Source organism: Mucilaginibacter corticis, assembly GCF_007558865.1.
Classification (GTDB): domain Bacteria; phylum Bacteroidota; class Bacteroidia; order Sphingobacteriales; family Sphingobacteriaceae; genus Mucilaginibacter; species Mucilaginibacter corticis.
Genome location: NZ_VLPK01000001.1, coordinates 2,306,708 through 2,321,308, shown reverse-complemented (window position 1 = coordinate 2,321,308; position 14,601 = coordinate 2,306,708). Strand labels below are relative to the sequence as shown.

At 41.0% G+C, this 14,601-nt stretch carries 14 protein-coding genes; 4 read left to right on the top strand and 10 right to left on the bottom strand.

What is annotated here, in order from left to right; genetic code table 11:
- Positions 1–72 precede the first annotated feature (72 nt).
- Positions 73–519, bottom strand: a complete 447-nt coding sequence (locus tag FO440_RS10270) for a MarR family winged helix-turn-helix transcriptional regulator (RefSeq protein WP_186292639.1) — start codon at positions 517–519, stop codon at positions 73–75.
- Between the two features lie 198 nt (positions 520–717).
- Between FO440_RS10270 and FO440_RS10265 the strand changes: the two genes are divergently transcribed.
- Positions 718–1,227, top strand: a complete 510-nt coding sequence (locus tag FO440_RS10265) for a hypothetical protein (protein WP_144248095.1) — start codon at positions 718–720, stop codon at positions 1,225–1,227.
- A gap of 235 nt (positions 1,228–1,462) precedes the next feature.
- Positions 1,463–2,752 carry an HAD-IB family phosphatase gene (locus tag FO440_RS10260; protein ID WP_144248094.1) on the top strand — a complete coding sequence of 430 codons (1,290 nt, stop codon included), beginning with the start codon at positions 1,463–1,465 and terminating at the stop codon, positions 2,750–2,752.
- Between the two features lie 119 nt (positions 2,753–2,871).
- Here FO440_RS10260 and FO440_RS10255 read toward each other — a convergent pair whose 3' ends face one another.
- The 5 genes from FO440_RS10255 to lpdA form a co-directional block, all read right to left on the bottom strand.
- Positions 2,872–3,351: a universal stress protein gene (locus tag FO440_RS10255; protein WP_144248093.1), complete on the bottom strand. Its 480-nt coding sequence runs from the start codon at positions 3,349–3,351 to the stop codon at positions 2,872–2,874.
- Between the two features lie 158 nt (positions 3,352–3,509).
- Positions 3,510–4,415, bottom strand: coding sequence for an alpha/beta hydrolase (locus tag FO440_RS10250; protein ID WP_144248092.1), 906 nt, complete (start codon positions 4,413–4,415; stop codon positions 3,510–3,512).
- A gap of 48 nt (positions 4,416–4,463) precedes the next feature.
- Positions 4,464–5,339 carry an alpha/beta hydrolase gene (locus tag FO440_RS10245; RefSeq protein ID WP_246104203.1) on the bottom strand — a complete coding sequence of 292 codons (876 nt, stop codon included), beginning with the start codon at positions 5,337–5,339 and terminating at the stop codon, positions 4,464–4,466.
- A 139-nt stretch (positions 5,340–5,478) separates the two neighbouring features.
- Positions 5,479–6,903, bottom strand: a complete 1,425-nt coding sequence (locus tag FO440_RS10240; protein WP_144248090.1) for a hypothetical protein — start codon at positions 6,901–6,903, stop codon at positions 5,479–5,481.
- A gap of 117 nt (positions 6,904–7,020) precedes the next feature.
- Positions 7,021–8,424, bottom strand: a complete 1,404-nt coding sequence (gene lpdA / locus FO440_RS10235) for a dihydrolipoyl dehydrogenase (protein WP_144248249.1) — start codon at positions 8,422–8,424, stop codon at positions 7,021–7,023.
- A gap of 219 nt (positions 8,425–8,643) precedes the next feature.
- On the opposite strand from lpdA, the gene FO440_RS10230 reads away from it, so the two are divergent.
- Together FO440_RS10230 and FO440_RS10225 are read left to right on the top strand one after the other, a co-directional pair.
- A complete protein-coding gene (locus tag FO440_RS10230; protein ID WP_144248089.1) occupies positions 8,644–10,326 on the top strand; it encodes a M1 family metallopeptidase in 1,683 nt (560 codons plus the stop codon).
- Positions 10,327–10,392: 66 nt separating this feature from the next.
- Positions 10,393–11,106, top strand: a complete 714-nt coding sequence (locus FO440_RS10225) for a head GIN domain-containing protein (protein WP_144248088.1) — start codon at positions 10,393–10,395, stop codon at positions 11,104–11,106.
- 97 nt (positions 11,107–11,203) lie between these two features.
- Here the strand turns inward: FO440_RS10225 and FO440_RS10220 are convergent, their stop codons facing one another.
- The 4 genes from FO440_RS10220 to FO440_RS10205 all read right to left on the bottom strand — a co-directional run bounded on the left by FO440_RS10220 (position 11,204) and on the right by FO440_RS10205 (position 14,542).
- Positions 11,204–11,842: a putative polyvalent protein kinase domain-containing protein gene (locus tag FO440_RS10220; protein WP_222103955.1), complete on the bottom strand. Its 639-nt coding sequence runs from the start codon at positions 11,840–11,842 to the stop codon at positions 11,204–11,206.
- Positions 11,843–11,914: 72 nt separating this feature from the next.
- Complete coding sequence (locus FO440_RS10215) at positions 11,915–13,006, bottom strand: carboxypeptidase-like regulatory domain-containing protein (protein WP_186292631.1); 1,092 nt, start codon at positions 13,004–13,006, stop codon at positions 11,915–11,917.
- Positions 13,007–13,370: 364 nt separating this feature from the next.
- On the bottom strand, positions 13,371–14,201 hold the full coding sequence (locus tag FO440_RS10210) for a Shedu anti-phage system protein SduA domain-containing protein (RefSeq protein ID WP_186292630.1): 831 nt from the start codon (positions 14,199–14,201) through the stop codon (positions 13,371–13,373).
- Between the two features lie 74 nt (positions 14,202–14,275).
- Positions 14,276–14,542, bottom strand: a complete 267-nt coding sequence (locus FO440_RS10205; protein ID WP_144248085.1) for a hypothetical protein — start codon at positions 14,540–14,542, stop codon at positions 14,276–14,278.
- Positions 14,543–14,601: the final 59 nt, after the last annotated feature.

Sequence of the window (14,601 nt, the reverse complement as noted above, 5' to 3'; positions counted from 1 at the left end):
TATTCTTTTATAATTCAAAAACAGCAGCTTAACATTTTTTAACATTTACCGGCAAATCAACAACGTTAATTGCTATTTTTCAGTATTATCGGGCTTATAATTTAGTGTGAGCTGATTTATTTTTTTCAGCATTTCGGTCAGGTACAGCTTATCGGCGTCGCTGATATGCGCGTTCAGGTAGTTATTAAATTGCTTTACTACGCCCCGTGCAAGTTGCCGTTTTTCTTTACCAAGCGGGGTCAGGTATATTTTGACGGACCGTTTATCGCCTTTGTTTGATTCCCGATAGATCAATCCTGTTTTTTCAAGCTGGTTTAACATGCGCGACAGGCTGGTTGATTTTAAGCCCAGCAAGGCCGCGGCCTGCGATACTGTTGTGCCCTCTTCTTCGTCAATATTGATCAGCAAATAGCCGATTGATTGGGTTATGCCAAAATCAGTAACCAGGGCATTATACCTGTTAGCAACGGTTTGCCAAACTATTTTTAAAAAATAGTCGATGGTTTCCTGGTGTTTTATAGTGCCCGGCATTTAAATAAACTTAAATTTTGCAGACACAATTGTAAGTAAATTTTACGACAGTAATTGCCCCCTTTAACACGTTTACACAAGGATTTTACAACTACGTACAAATACGCGTTAGGACCAAAAGCTATATAAAAGTTACAATCTTTCCTATCTTTGACCATAAAATCAGAAATACGTCGTTATACTATCATGAAAAAAACAACTTACATTTTATTTATTGCAGTTTCTTTTTTATTCATTGCAAACCGAACGAAAGCACAATCACAATCAGCAGATTATAAATTTGCCGCAGGCCTAAAATTTGGCGGATATGAAAACGGTATCTCCGGCAAATACTTTATGGATGATAGAATATCGCTTGAAGGATTGCTTGGTTTCAGGCAAAACGGGGTGGTAATAACCGGCCTTTATGAGTTTAACCAGGAAGCTTTTAATGTACCCGCTTTAAAATTTTATTACGGGTTTGGTGCCCACATAGGTTCGATAGGTCAAGGCACTTACCGCACATTTAACGGTAACGACCGCCGCTATAACAATGCCCAGCTATTGTTAGGTGCCGATGGCGCCATAGGCCTTGAATACCTTATCCCCGACTCGCCCATAGCGGTTAGCCTTGATCTTAACCCGCGGGTTGAACTGGCTTCAGGTCCGTTTTTTGACCTTGCACCGGGGCTTGGCATTAAATACGCTTTTAAATAGTCAATTATTTTTCGGGCAAATTTACAAACACGGTTTACCCGCCGGGAGTGGTGCGTTTCGGCCAGCCCGGCGGGTAAATTTGTCCTGATCATTATCCGCCCTTTTCTTCAGACATTAGCTCTCCCCATCCTTATTTTTACGATAATCAAACTAAAAAAATCAATCAAAAATTGCACTTTTGCTGTCCCGATGGTACCGCTAAGCTTAAGGGAGCGTATTTTAGCATATAAGCAGCATGAGCCAGTATTTCATAATTGATTTTGATAGTACATTTACACAAGTTGAGGCATTAGACGAACTTGCCCGCATATCATTAAAAAACCATCCCGACAGGGAAAAAATATACCAGCAGATAGAAGATCTGACCAATGCATCAATGGAAGGTAAACTGTCATTCAGCCAAAGCCTTGAGGCAAGGGTTAAACTTCTGCAAGCCAATCGCGACCATTTAAAGCTACTGATAACCCATTTAAAGAAAAAAGTTTCGACCTCGTTTTCGCGCAATACCATATTTTTTAAGAACCACCAGGATGAAGTATTGATCGTATCGGGAGGTTTCAAGGAATTTATTACCCCGGTAGTAACCGAGTACCATATCAAAAAGGAAAACATTTACGCCAACACCTTTAAGTTTGACGACGATGGCAACATCATTGGCTATGACCGCGAGAACCCATTATCGCAGGAAGGCGGTAAGGTAAAACTGTTGAAAGAACTGAAACTTGAAGGCGATATTTATGGTATTGGCGATGGTTATTCTGATTTCCAGCTGAAAGAGTCGGGCATGATCAAAAAGTTCTTTGCCTTTACAGAGAACATTGAGCGTAAATCAGTAGCCGAAAAGGCCGACCATATTACGCCCAGCTTTGACGAGTTTTTGTACATCAATAAGCTTCCGCGCGCTATCTCCTACCCTAAAAACCGCATTAAATGTTTGGTGGTAGGTAATGTTGAAGAGGAAGTGTTGGCTCAAATGCAAAAAGAGGGCTATAACATACGCCAGCGCGATACCGTTGAAGAAAAATATCTTGAGGAAGCAGGTGTATTGCTTTGCGATGAGGACAACCAGCCAACACCCGAGCAAATACAAAACGCAGGGCGGTTAAAAGTTATTGGCTGTTTCGGCAAAGCAAATCGCAAACTGGGCGAGGTTGCCTGCGAGAACGGTATCATTGTATTTGATGATCCTAAGCACAATCCCCGCAGCGACGACTTTTTACCAAAACGTGTTATTGCTTTTATGAACGAGGGAAAAACACATACCAGCTGTAACTTCCCTGATCTGCAGCCGCCGCGTATCAACAACGCGCACCGGCTTATCCATATCCACAAAAACATCCCGGGAATACTGGCCCAGATAAACGAGGTTTTTGCCCAGCATAACATCAACATAGTAGCCGAGTTTTTGGTTACCAACGAGCAAATTGGCTATGTAATTACAGACGTTAATACCGGTTATGATACCCAGGTATTAAACCAGCTAAAGGCCATTGAGCATACCATTAAGTTTAGGTTGCTATATTAGTCATTAGTCATTAGTCATTAGTCATTAGTCATTAGTCAGAAATGCTACAAGTCCAAAAGTGTTTGATTTTATCAAAATTTCTTTTGGACTTTCCGAGTTTACAGACTCCAAACTTCTTTTTACTGACTTTCGGACTCATTTAGCGGCACCACCAACACCGGTACGTCCGAGTGACGTACCACATGTTCGGCTACGCTGCCCATTAGCAGGCGGTCAATACCTGAGCGGCTATGTGTGCCTATTACAATCAGGTCTGCGCCAAACTTTTTACTGCAATCGATAATTCCATTGGCGGCATCCCCAAATTCACTGAAATGGGTAACTTCCATACCTTCAGCAAATTTTTCAATAGCTCTGTCTATCAATAATTTAGAATTATTATTTTGCACTTCAAGCACTTCCATGTCAGGCACTATCGCCAAGTCTGACGAGCCCAGTAACGGGTCGGCAGCGTTATTATATTGCGCTATCACGGGTTCAACTATGTGTACTATTCCTACCTCGGCTTTAAATTTATGGGCAATGTCAAAGCCGTATTGCGCGGCGTTCTCGGCAAACTTACTGTCGTCTATCCCAATAAGTATTTTTTTGATCAGCATGATTATAAAGGTTGATTGTATGTATAAACAAACTACAGGTAATTTGTTTTATTCATTTAACAACTAATGGCTGTCGCCCTGAGGCCCTCGAAGGGTGAGAGTAAGGCCCGCCCGCATGCTTCGACGGGCTCAGCATGAAAACCCTATTGTTTAGCAATTTAAAACCCGTTGCTGTTCATCCAGCTTTTACACCAGTCGAACCATTTTTCTTTACTTTTTGAGTTATTAATACCAAAGCCATGGCCACCTGCTTCGTAAATATGCAGCTCGCCTTTAACTTTTGCCTTTACCATGGCATTATAAAACAGAAGGGCATTTTCTACCGGTACGGTGCCATCATCTTCGGCCATTACCAAAAAGGTGGGCGGGGTATCGGCAGTTACCTGTTTCTCGTTGCTGTACAGGTCAACCAGCTGCTGCGGTGGATTTTTACCGATTAAATTATCTTTTGATCCCTGGTGGGTAAGATCGCCAAAGGTAATAACCGGGTACATCAGTATGGCAAAATCAGGGCGCAGGCTAATATTGCTTTTATTGTCGATAACTACTTGTTTGTAATGCGTCTCGGCGGTCGAGGCCAGGTGCCCGCCGGCCGAAGCGCCCAAAATACCGATCTTGGCCGGGTTAATACCCCACTCGGCAGCACGGATGCGAACGATCTGGATAGCCCTTTGCGCATCCTGTAAGGGGCCAATAGTTTTATCTTTCATGATCAGATCGCTGGGTAAGCGGTATTTTAAAATAAAAGCCGATACACCTATCTGGTTAAAAGCTTTGGCTAAGCTGTACCCTTCGTTATCCATGGATAAGCCACCGTAACCACCACCGGGGCAAATAATTACAGCCGTACCTGTAGCTATACTTTTATCTGCGGGATATGGAAGCAGTGTTGGTGTAACTACTTTCCAGGCCCAGTCTTTGCTGCCGGTTTCGGCATAATCTGCAGGGGCTGGCTTTGAATTAGGTATGCCATCAGGATATAATAAAATTGGTTTTACATCCTGCGCGCGGGTGCTTACTGTAACCGCGGCAAAAGCCAGCAGGGTTAAGATCAGTTTTTTCATTGATTTAGTAGATTTGTATTGATTTTAAAATTACGGTTTCTCTGCACATTAAAAGCCATTGGCATTTAACCAACTTGCGCACCAGTTAAACCACAATTCGCGGCTTTTGGGGTTTACCAGGCCAAAACCGTGACCGCCCTCCTGGAACAAATGCAACTCAGTTTTTACCTTAGCTTTTTGCAAAGCCTCGTACATTAATATGGAGTTTTTTACCGGCACCGCGCCATCATCCCCTGCCTGCATTAAAAAAGTGGGCGGCGTTTCGGGCGTTACCTGCAACTCGTTGCTGTAAAGATCCAATTGTTCTTTTGATGGATTTTTACCTAAAAGATTATCGGCGGAACCCCTGTGCGCGTACTCGCCAAAAGTAATCACCGGGTAGGCCAGCACCGCGAAATCGGGCCTTACGCTGATGCCTTTATTGTCAATCACCGGTTTATCAAAATGAGTTTCGGCAGTCGCGGCCAAATGCCCACCTGCCGAGAACCCGAGGATTCCGATCTTTGCCGGGTTGATACCCCATTGCGCCGCGTTTTTACGTACCAGCATAATGGCGGTCTGTGCATCCTGCAGCGGGCCAATGGCTTTATCGACCATGATCTGGTCGCTCGGCAAGCGGTATTTTAGTACGAAGGCGGTAACGCCTATCTTATTAAATTCTTTTGCTACGGCATAACCTTCATGGCCTATCGCCAGTATAGCATAGCCACCGCCGGGGCAAATAATTACCGCGGTGCCATTGGCTTTACCTTTTTCAGGAAAAAAGGGAGTTATTGTAGGCACGCTGACATTGCTTACGTGACTATCCTGGTTTATCGCTTCGACATAATTTGCAGGCGTAGGTTTAGCATTAATTACCCCATTAGGATATAACGGAATTGCCGGCGCCGTGCCCTGGGCGTGAGACTTGAATATAAGTGCCATTAAAAGCAAAGTTGCGCAGAAGAATTTCATAATAAAAGGTTTATGCAATTATAAATCTTTTCACACAGAAAGACTATATCGGCGTAAAAAGAAACCGTATTGGGAATATGTAATTAACCTAGATAATTGCCTGCGCTGTTTATTTATTCCAGTCTATTCTTACCTTCGATTCGCCGCCTGCAATTTTATGTCCCTGTTTGTCATAGACGATGCAAAAATATTGGCTCTTGTCTTTCGATGCAGGTTTTATATCTGCATATATTTTATCTCCATCCTTAATTAGTTGGTCGCTACAATATAGCAGGATCATTTTACCGTCCGGCAGCAACAGCCAACCGGCAGATCTACCAAAATCCCAGCCCTGATAAAAGTTAACATAAACATTTATAAATTTCACTTCGTGATAATCAAACTTCGCTATATCCGGATAAATGACTTTAGCTTGTTCAAGGGCTTTCGGGCCAATATCATTTACCATAGCTATATAAGTTGGGTGAGCTTTTAAGTAATCAAAAAAGAAATTTCCCGTATGATATAAATCGGTAACTTCTTTTTCAGACGCGTTATACCCCCTGGTCTTCAGGGTATCATCCCATCCAAAATCAAACCTGATCTGTATATTAAAAGGCAATGCTGACGATTTTAAATAACCAGACCGCCAATCGTAAATTAAAGCAGGCGTTAAAGTTTTATTTAAAGTATTGTAATTTGATAAATGATGCTGTTTATAATCATCCCATGAAGCTTTAGTTAAAACCGGTTGGTTAAACAATTCGTTATCAATGCGCCAGTTTAAAATATTTTTTGTTTTTTCAGCATAATCTCCGTTACCGATTAAAGATTCAAATAGCTCGGTTAGTTTGGGGTTATAACTTTGTTTGTTTTTTATACGCCAGGGTAAATGGTATATATGAAAACTATTAACATAAGCATATACTGTGTCTTTATGACCATCATTATAATTGAAGATCATGGCATAATAAGACCGGTCATCATCAAGAAAAGGGTGTAAACATCTTAAAACGGCATCACTCACGGCCTGTTTTGATTGGGTTATTTTTAAAAAGTACGCTTTTTGCTCGGGGATTATCCGGGCCTTGAGGCTATCTTGCTTATCATGATAACCTTTAAGTGAAGATTGTGCCTGAACCTGAAGCGAATCAACCCATTGCGCTAATTGCTTTGTTGAAACATTGAATTGTTTAAGCTTAAATTCCGTATCAGGCTTGTTAATGTAAGCCAACAACTGCTCTAAGTCTTTTACCGAAATGGGCCTTAAAAACTTACGTATTGAGTCCCTGATCTGAATCATAATGACTTTCTTTTCTGGCGATCTTAATGCCTTTTGGTCGACACTATCTTTCTTTAATCTTTCCTGATAACAATTCCAGCCATTGTTTTCAAAAACTATTTCACTTTGCCTAAAACCACCCGATTGCCACCAGGGGTCTGCTTCTACTAATTCTATCTTGGTAATGTCTTTTAACCTGATTTTTTGCGCAATACTATTTGGGTTAAAACAGGTCCAGGCAAAAAGAAAAGCAAACAGGATTTTAGCACGCATGGTTTAGGTAGTTGGTCAAACTAAGTTACAAATTATCGCCAACAAAAAAGCCTCACAAAGTTCTAAAACTCTGCAAGGCTCTGAATATTCTGCCAACTGGCAACTTCAAACTGCCAACTAAATGTGAATCGGCCTGTTAGCCGTCGCTGCCAAACAAGCTTCACGCATGGCTTCAGTGTATGTTGGGTGTGCATGGCTCATGCGTGATATATCTTCGGCGCTGGCGCGGTATTCCATGGCTACTACGGCCTCGGCTATCATGTCCGCGGCGCGTGGGCCTATCATGTGTACGCCTAAGATCTCGTCGGTTTTCTCATCGGCAAGTACTTTAACAAAGCCATCCAGGTCGCCGCTGGCTACCGCCCTGCCGCTGGCACGGAACGGGAACGAACCTACCTTATATTTTACACCTTTTTCTTTTAACTGCTCTTCGGTTTGGCCTACTGCAGCAACCTCGGGCCAGGTATAAACCACACCCGGTATCAGGTTATAATTAATGTGCGGTTTCTGGCCGACAATGGTTTCGGCAACATAAGTACCCTCGTCCTCTGCCTTGTGGGCCAGCATCGCTCCGCGGATCACGTCGCCTATGGCATAAACACCCTTAACGCTGGTTTGCATATGCTCATCTACTGTGATTTTACGGCCGCGCTCTTCAACGGTTAAACCTATCTTGTCTAAACCTAAACTGTCGGTGTAAGCAACACGGCCAACAGCTACCAGGCAGTAATCGCCTTTCAGCTCTTTCTTTTCGCTGGTAGGCGAATCGAACGTTACCGTAACCTCTTTACCTTTTACGGTTGCGCCGGTAACTTTATGGCCCAGGTAAAACTCCATACCTTGTTTTTGCAATACCTTTTGCAGCTCTTTGCCCAGGCTTTTATCCATGGTAGGGATAATACCGTCCATAAACTCAATAACAGATACCTTGGCGCCCAGACGCTGGTAAACCGAACCCAACTCTAAACCGATAACACCACCGCCAATCAATATCAGGTGTTTTGGTACTTCGGTTAATGACAAAGCCTCGGTCGAAGTGATGATGCGTTTTTTATCGATCTTGATAAACGGCAGGCTTGATGGTTTTGAACCGGTAGCAATGATAATGTTTGTGCCGGTTATTTCTTGCGTAGTGCCATCTGCCTTGGTAATGATGATGGTATTTTTGTCTTTAAACGACCCCATACCCTGGTAGCCGTCTATTTTGTTTTTTTTGAATAAGAAGCTGATGCCGCCGGTATTTTTGGCAACTACATCAACTTTGCGTTTCATCATTTGCGCCATGTCAACCTTCAAATCTTTAAGGTTAATACCATGGGTAGCAAACGCGTGGCCCGCGTTATAAAAATGTTCTGACGAATCAAGCAGCGCCTTTGAAGGGATACAGCCTACGTTAAGGCAGGTACCGCCATAAGTGGCATATTTTTCAATACAGGCTGTTTTTAAACCAAGCTGGGCGCAGCGTATAGCGGCCACATAGCCACCCGGCCCCGAGCCTATAACGATAACATCATATTGCATAGTAGTATGTTTTTGTGGCGCAAAGTTAAGTATTTTAGACATCAGTGATTAGTTAATTAGCGATTAGTTAAACTTATCGCGTTGATTTTTACACTATATTTATGCTGATATGAAAATAGCCCCTTCTAAGCCACCCCGGTAGGGTGGGCTAAAAAATTCTCCCCTGTCGGAGCGAGATTTAGAGGGGGCTGAGTATATTTGGCTAATTAATCTGATTTCATGAAACTACACCGCTCACTGCTCATCTTTTTGGCAGTAATATCATTTAGCGCGCAGGCCCAGTTAATGGTGCCCAAAGAAAAATTCACCCGTGCCGATTCGCTGCGCGGATACCTGTCGCCTTTACGTACCTGTTATGATATCAATTACTATCACCTGGATGTGAAATTTGATATCGACAAAAAGTTTATCAGCGGCAGCAACCTATTTAAGTTTACCGCCACACAGGATTTTACCAAACTGCAGTTTGACCTGTTTGCTAACCTTACTGTTGAGAAAGTGGTTTACAAAGGCAAAGAGCTGCCTTATACCCGTGAGTTTAACGCGGTGTTTGTAACCTTCCCGAACACTATTGCCAAAGGCAGTAAAGATGAATTTACCGTTTATTATTCGGGCAACCCTACTATAGCCAAAAACGCACCCTGGGATGGCGGTGTGGTTTTCACTACCGACTCCTTAGGCAAACCCTTTGTGGCTACCGCCTGCCAGGGTGTGGGCGCCAGCATCTGGTGGCCCAATAAAGACCAGCAGGCCGACGAGGTGGACAGCATCCTGATCAGCATCAGCGCACCTAAGGGATTAAAAGATGTATCAAACGGCCGTCTGCGCAAAGTAACCGACCTAAAAAATGGCTATAACCGTTTCGACTGGTTTGTTTCAAGCCCCATTAACAATTATGATGTGGAAGCCAACATTGCCGATTACGTTCACTTTGCAGATACCTACAATGGCGAAAAAGGCAAACTCACCACCGATTTTTGGGTATTGCCTTATAACCTTGAAAAAGCTAAAAAGCAATTTGCTGCCAACGTGCCCCGTATGTTAAAAGCTTTTGAATACTGGTTTGGGCCTTACCCATGGTATGAGGATGGCTATAAACTGGTCGAAACCCCGCACCTGGGTATGGAGCACCAAAGCGGCGTGGCATACGGCAATCATTATGTTAATGGGTATTACGCCGGGCACAGAAACAAGCCTATGGGCATTGACCTGTCGGGCACGGGCATTGGCCTTACATGGGATTATATTATTGTGCACGAAAGCGGGCACGAGTGGTTCGGCAATAACATAACGTCAAAGGATATTGGGGATATGTGGATCCACGAGAGCTTTACCGATTACTCAGAATCGTTGTTTGTTGAGAGTACTTCTACCAAACTATTGGGGCAGCAATATATAAGTGGTTTGCGCCAAACCATCATTAATGACAGCCCTATCGTAGGCCCATATAATGTGAATAAGGAAGGATCGGGCGATATGTATTTTAAAGGTTCGGTTATTTTAAATATGATCCGCACCATTATTAATGACGATGAAAAATGGCGCGGCATATTGCGCGGCTTAAATAAAACCTTTTATCATAAAACGGTTACGTATAATGATATTACCCAATACATCAGCGATCAGTCCGGCATAGACCTGCTGCCCGTGTTTGACCAATACCTGCATACCACACATTTGCCTGTTGTTGAATTTACCAAACGCGACGGTAAAATATGGGCTAAATGGATAGCGGCCGTGCCCAACTTTAAAATGCCGTTAAAGGTACGTGCAAAGGGCGGCGAGTATAAATTTATTGTACCCGGCGCAAACTATTTTGAGCAGGTTAATATTGACGGCCTGACCATGGATAACATTGAGGTTGATACCTTTAATTATTATGTAGGTGTAATGGTAGACTAATTTATGTTTTATTGTAACGTTTGCCACCGGCATAACGTCTTATAGCTAAACAAACAACAAACTATTATGAAACTGATCAGAATTTTTATTGCCGTGCTGCTGGTTGGCGGCGCAGTGCAAACCCAGGCAAAACCCAATGCAGGCAATGTGGTTGAAGACCGTCACCTGAGCGGCTTCCACGCTGTTGACGTGGCCGGCTCATTCGATGTATATATCACCCAGGGCAACACAGAGTCTGTTAAGGTTGATGCGCCTTCTGATGTTATCCGCAACATTTTGACCGAAGTTAAAGGCGGTACACTAACCATCTCGACAAAAGCCCATTTCACCTGGCACGGCTTGTTCAATAACAAAAAAATGGTAGTATATGTTACCGTTAAAGATATTAACAGCATAGCTGTTAGCGGATCTGGCGATGTGTATTTTAAGGATGGTATCAACGCCAATAATTTAAGTTTATCCGTTAGCGGATCAGGCGACGTGTCAGGTAAAATAAATGCCAAAGGTTTGGAGAGCAGTATTAGCGGATCAGGCGATGTAAGGATCGTAGGCCATGCCAATGATCAAAAAGTAGATGTGACCGGCTCGGGCGATTATTCGGCTCATGGCCTTACTTCAAATAATACGGTTGTTGCTGTTGGCGGCTCGGGCGACGCTTCAATAACTGTAAGCGGCAACCTTAAAGCAAGCGTTTCAGGATCAGGCGATATCCATTATTCAGGCAGCCCTAAATATGTTTCCAGGTCAAAATCAGGCAGCGGCGATATCAGCGGGAATTAAGATAGGATATATTTTATAAGATATTAAAAAAATGTCATCCCAGGCTTGGGGTGACATTTTTTTTGTTTTATCTCCACAGGACATTCGTTCAATTAATCTACGTAGAATAAAACGATTCCGTTAGATAAAATACTGTATCAATAAAAAAAAGTACCCCATTGTAAGTAAGTACATTTTCGTCATGCAGGTCTTCTAATATTACACCAATTTCAGAATTGAAATAATCGTTATTACGTTTATGCTGAAAGCCATTAAATTCAAGGAATTCTTTTACAACATTAAGGTCAACAGGTTCGTCAGCGGTAACGAAATCTTGTTTAATTACCGCATGTAATTCTTCATTAATAAATCTGAAACCTAAAAATGTATATGCGGTTGAGGGAAAAAAGAAATTATGCGTAAGCAGGCTATTAAAATAGTCAAGCCAACTTTCGTAAAAAATACTTTGATTTATTTTTAAAACTTGAGTATCATCCAATCGGTAAACTTTTTGCTCAGCCCCTTCGCTGATAAAATCATTTATAGATATGGAATGATTGTAAAAACAGTTTTCAGCTTTTGCAAAAGCTATGAGTGCTGCTGTTTCTTGATCTTTGAAGCGCTGCTGTTCTTTAGTTGTGATGCTTGTTTTCGCATACCTTCTAAGGAAATTTTGGACTTTTTTGAGTTGACTTCCTGGGCCAATTTGTTCATCTCTGAGAATGATATTTTGTAATTCATCTTTGATGCCTTTCATTTAAAACTATAATTCAAATATACCATTTTCGAGCTATTGTATCAACACATACTTCTACCCGTGAGCAATTTATCATTTAATATTACTTACAGGAGGCGAATACTCAAAAGGCACCTGGTCTGCCAAACGTTGATTGGACCAATCGCCTTTTATGTCAAACGCCTGTATGTAACCAACAGACGTTCGGCCCCTGGCATCTACTACAATTTGTTTTTCGCCGGGTAAGAGGTAAGAATGATATTTTAATACAACATCATTAGTTATTTTGTCTTTTCTTGAAATTGCGTTGCCTTTTTGTTCTGCTAACTTCAGTGATGCTTCAACATTATAGGTAATATGCAAGCCGGTTGACCTAAACGTTACGAAAGCTTGATTCCGGGATGTCTCAAGGGTATCAAAATTTACCGGTTTATTATCATCATATGCATTACCATCACCTGATAATTGAGTAACTATAAACCCTTCCTCTAACAATCTCCTGCTAAAAACAGAACGCATAAAATGTACCATCGAGCCCCTATAAGCCAACGCCCTGTTTTTTACCCACTCTTGTTTTTGGTCATTTGTTCCCTGTAGTTCCTCGAAAACTGTATTGCCGTCATACGATGTTTCGACATGTAACATAGTGCCAATGATCTTTTGACTGAACCGAAAATACTTAAGCATGTATTTTATACGGTAACCCAAATGTGGATTTACAATTACCAAAATATCATTAGCGCGGGCAGTGAATAAACTTTTATCCATTTTAAAACTAAGCACCTCCGGATTTACAATTTCACAAGCTTTTGCATTAGGTGTTGAACCCAAAAATTGGGTTTTAAAAAGTTCATAATCGCTTTGCCATTTCTTATCAACCCCAATTTTAACCTCATCAAGCAGCACCGAATGTAAAGTTAAACTAAGGTCTAAAGTCATAGCCCTGGTTTTTAGCATAACATCTTTGGTAAGCCCATCATAACCCATCATTTTAACGGAAATGGTATATGATCCAAGCCCCGGGACATTTAGTTTATACCTGCCAAAATTGTCGGTAGTTGTTACAATTTCACTGCCGTCTACAAAAATAATAGCATCAGCAATAGGCTTTTTATTTTCATCGGATACCGCACCGCTGATGGTATAATTAGATTGCGCAAAACAATTAAACACTGATAGCGACAAACTTAAAATGATTATGCAACAAGCAGCTAGCAATTTTAGTTTGAAAATAATAATCGCCCTAAAAGTTTTTTTAAGATGCATGATTTATAGTGACGAATTTATCTTTCAACTACCATTGGTCGAAAGTTCAGGCCCATTAGGCTAAGATAATGATTTGATAACGCAAGCAGAATGCTTATAACATTTTAGGGCAAATCCAAATGCTTTGCATGGTTAGATTCCCCTACCGCTGTCCGAAGTTTGTAACTTCGGACCAGTATGTTTATGGTCTGTGACTATAGGCACAATGATGTTCAAGCCGCAATAGTCTAAAGACTATTTACATAGTAGTTTGAAGTTGCAAACTTCAAACAGCATAGGGGTATCAATTTATTTGTAGAAGATTCATACGGTCAAGAAATCGAACTTGATAGGCAAGTAACTCGTCATAGGTCATTAAATAAATATTTTCTTGACCAAACTGCTTCATTCTAACAGTTAATGTATCCAAGTTCTCTTCTTTTTCTGCCTCTCGCCCCATTAGCAAACTGTATTGCACTCTTTCTGGATACCATCCATAACGCTGTTGGATAATATTTCTAAATTCTTCATTTTCAAGATACATCTTATAGTCATTGATTTGTCCTAAATGTTCAAAGAACTTAGAATATAAGTTTGGATGAAATTTTGTATTTTTTACAAAACCCTCATTTGGGAGCTTAACCTCAAGGATATTTAAGTCTGTCTTATAATTCATATTAGGTTTAAGGCTGTAATCGGGTTGATAAGACTTATTTTTACCGTAAGGAAGTGTAAGCTCATACCAAGATTTCGAATAATTATCCCTCAATAAAAAAAAATCATTCTCGTTAAAAAACTGGTGGTAAAGCTTTTCTTCCTTCTTGGGATTACCACGGTAGGTTTGCCGAAGTAGTTTAGAAAACTCATCAATAGCTAATTCAATCTGCCGTTGATTTTGATTTAGCCAGTAATAATTGAGTTTTCTTGGAATTATTTGAAAATTTTCAGAAAGCACCTTAGTTGGCACATATTGTTTTGTCTTGCTGAAATAATAACTATAATCAACCAAACCAGAATTATACTTGATACCTAAATTATCCAATTCATCTACAACTTTTTTACGCCACGATTTTAGGGTTGAATAAAAATGAGGAATTTGTTTATTAAGTTCATCTGCACCAAAATCTAAAAGCACTTTCGAAAACCCTTGGCGTTTATAAAGTCTTTGATCCTCAACTGGTAGTATTAATAATACGATTGGTATTTTGTTTAAATTAAAGTCGCGATTTGATAAATCCTTGTGGGCTCAGCAGATAGTTTATTAAGAAAATCAAGTGCAATTTCTCCTCCTATTTTATTTTGAGAAATAATCAAATCCAGAGGTTCTTGTTTATCAACAATTCGCTTATTAATAAAGGTTTCTGCTTCAAAGTAAGAATCTACAAAATAAATCGAATCTTTTTCAGCTAGGTCGGCCAATGCGTTTCTTATAGTATCAGTTTCCCAGAAATTATTTAAAATAAAAAGAATGCGCATTCAATATGGTAAGGATTTAATTTAAAGATAGCGAATAATATCAATTTTAAATTAACTCC

Excerpts from the sequence above, each read along its gene's own strand:
- FO440_RS10265 (WP_144248095.1), top strand. The coding sequence starts at position 718 with ATGAAAAAAACAACTTACATTTTATTTATTGCAGTTTCTTTTTTATTC.
- FO440_RS10260 (WP_144248094.1), top strand. The coding sequence starts at position 1,463 with ATGAGCCAGTATTTCATAATTGATTTTGATAGTACATTTACACAAGTT.
- FO440_RS10255 (WP_144248093.1), bottom strand. The coding sequence starts at position 3,351 with ATGCTGATCAAAAAAATACTTATTGGGATAGACGACAGTAAGTTTGCC.
- FO440_RS10250 (WP_144248092.1), bottom strand. The coding sequence starts at position 4,415 with ATGAAAAAACTGATCTTAACCCTGCTGGCTTTTGCCGCGGTTACAGTA.
- FO440_RS10245 (WP_246104203.1), bottom strand. The coding sequence starts at position 5,339 with ATGGCACTTATATTCAAGTCTCACGCCCAGGGCACGGCGCCGGCAATT.
- FO440_RS10240 (WP_144248090.1), bottom strand. The coding sequence starts at position 6,903 with ATGCGTGCTAAAATCCTGTTTGCTTTTCTTTTTGCCTGGACCTGTTTT.
- lpdA (WP_144248249.1), bottom strand. The coding sequence starts at position 8,424 with ATGCAATATGATGTTATCGTTATAGGCTCGGGGCCGGGTGGCTATGTG.
- FO440_RS10230 (WP_144248089.1), top strand. The coding sequence starts at position 8,644 with ATGAAACTACACCGCTCACTGCTCATCTTTTTGGCAGTAATATCATTT.
- FO440_RS10225 (WP_144248088.1), top strand. The coding sequence starts at position 10,393 with ATGAAACTGATCAGAATTTTTATTGCCGTGCTGCTGGTTGGCGGCGCA.
- FO440_RS10220 (WP_222103955.1), bottom strand. The coding sequence starts at position 11,842 with ATGAAAGGCATCAAAGATGAATTACAAAATATCATTCTCAGAGATGAA.
- FO440_RS10205 (WP_144248085.1), bottom strand. The coding sequence starts at position 14,542 with ATGCGCATTCTTTTTATTTTAAATAATTTCTGGGAAACTGATACTATA.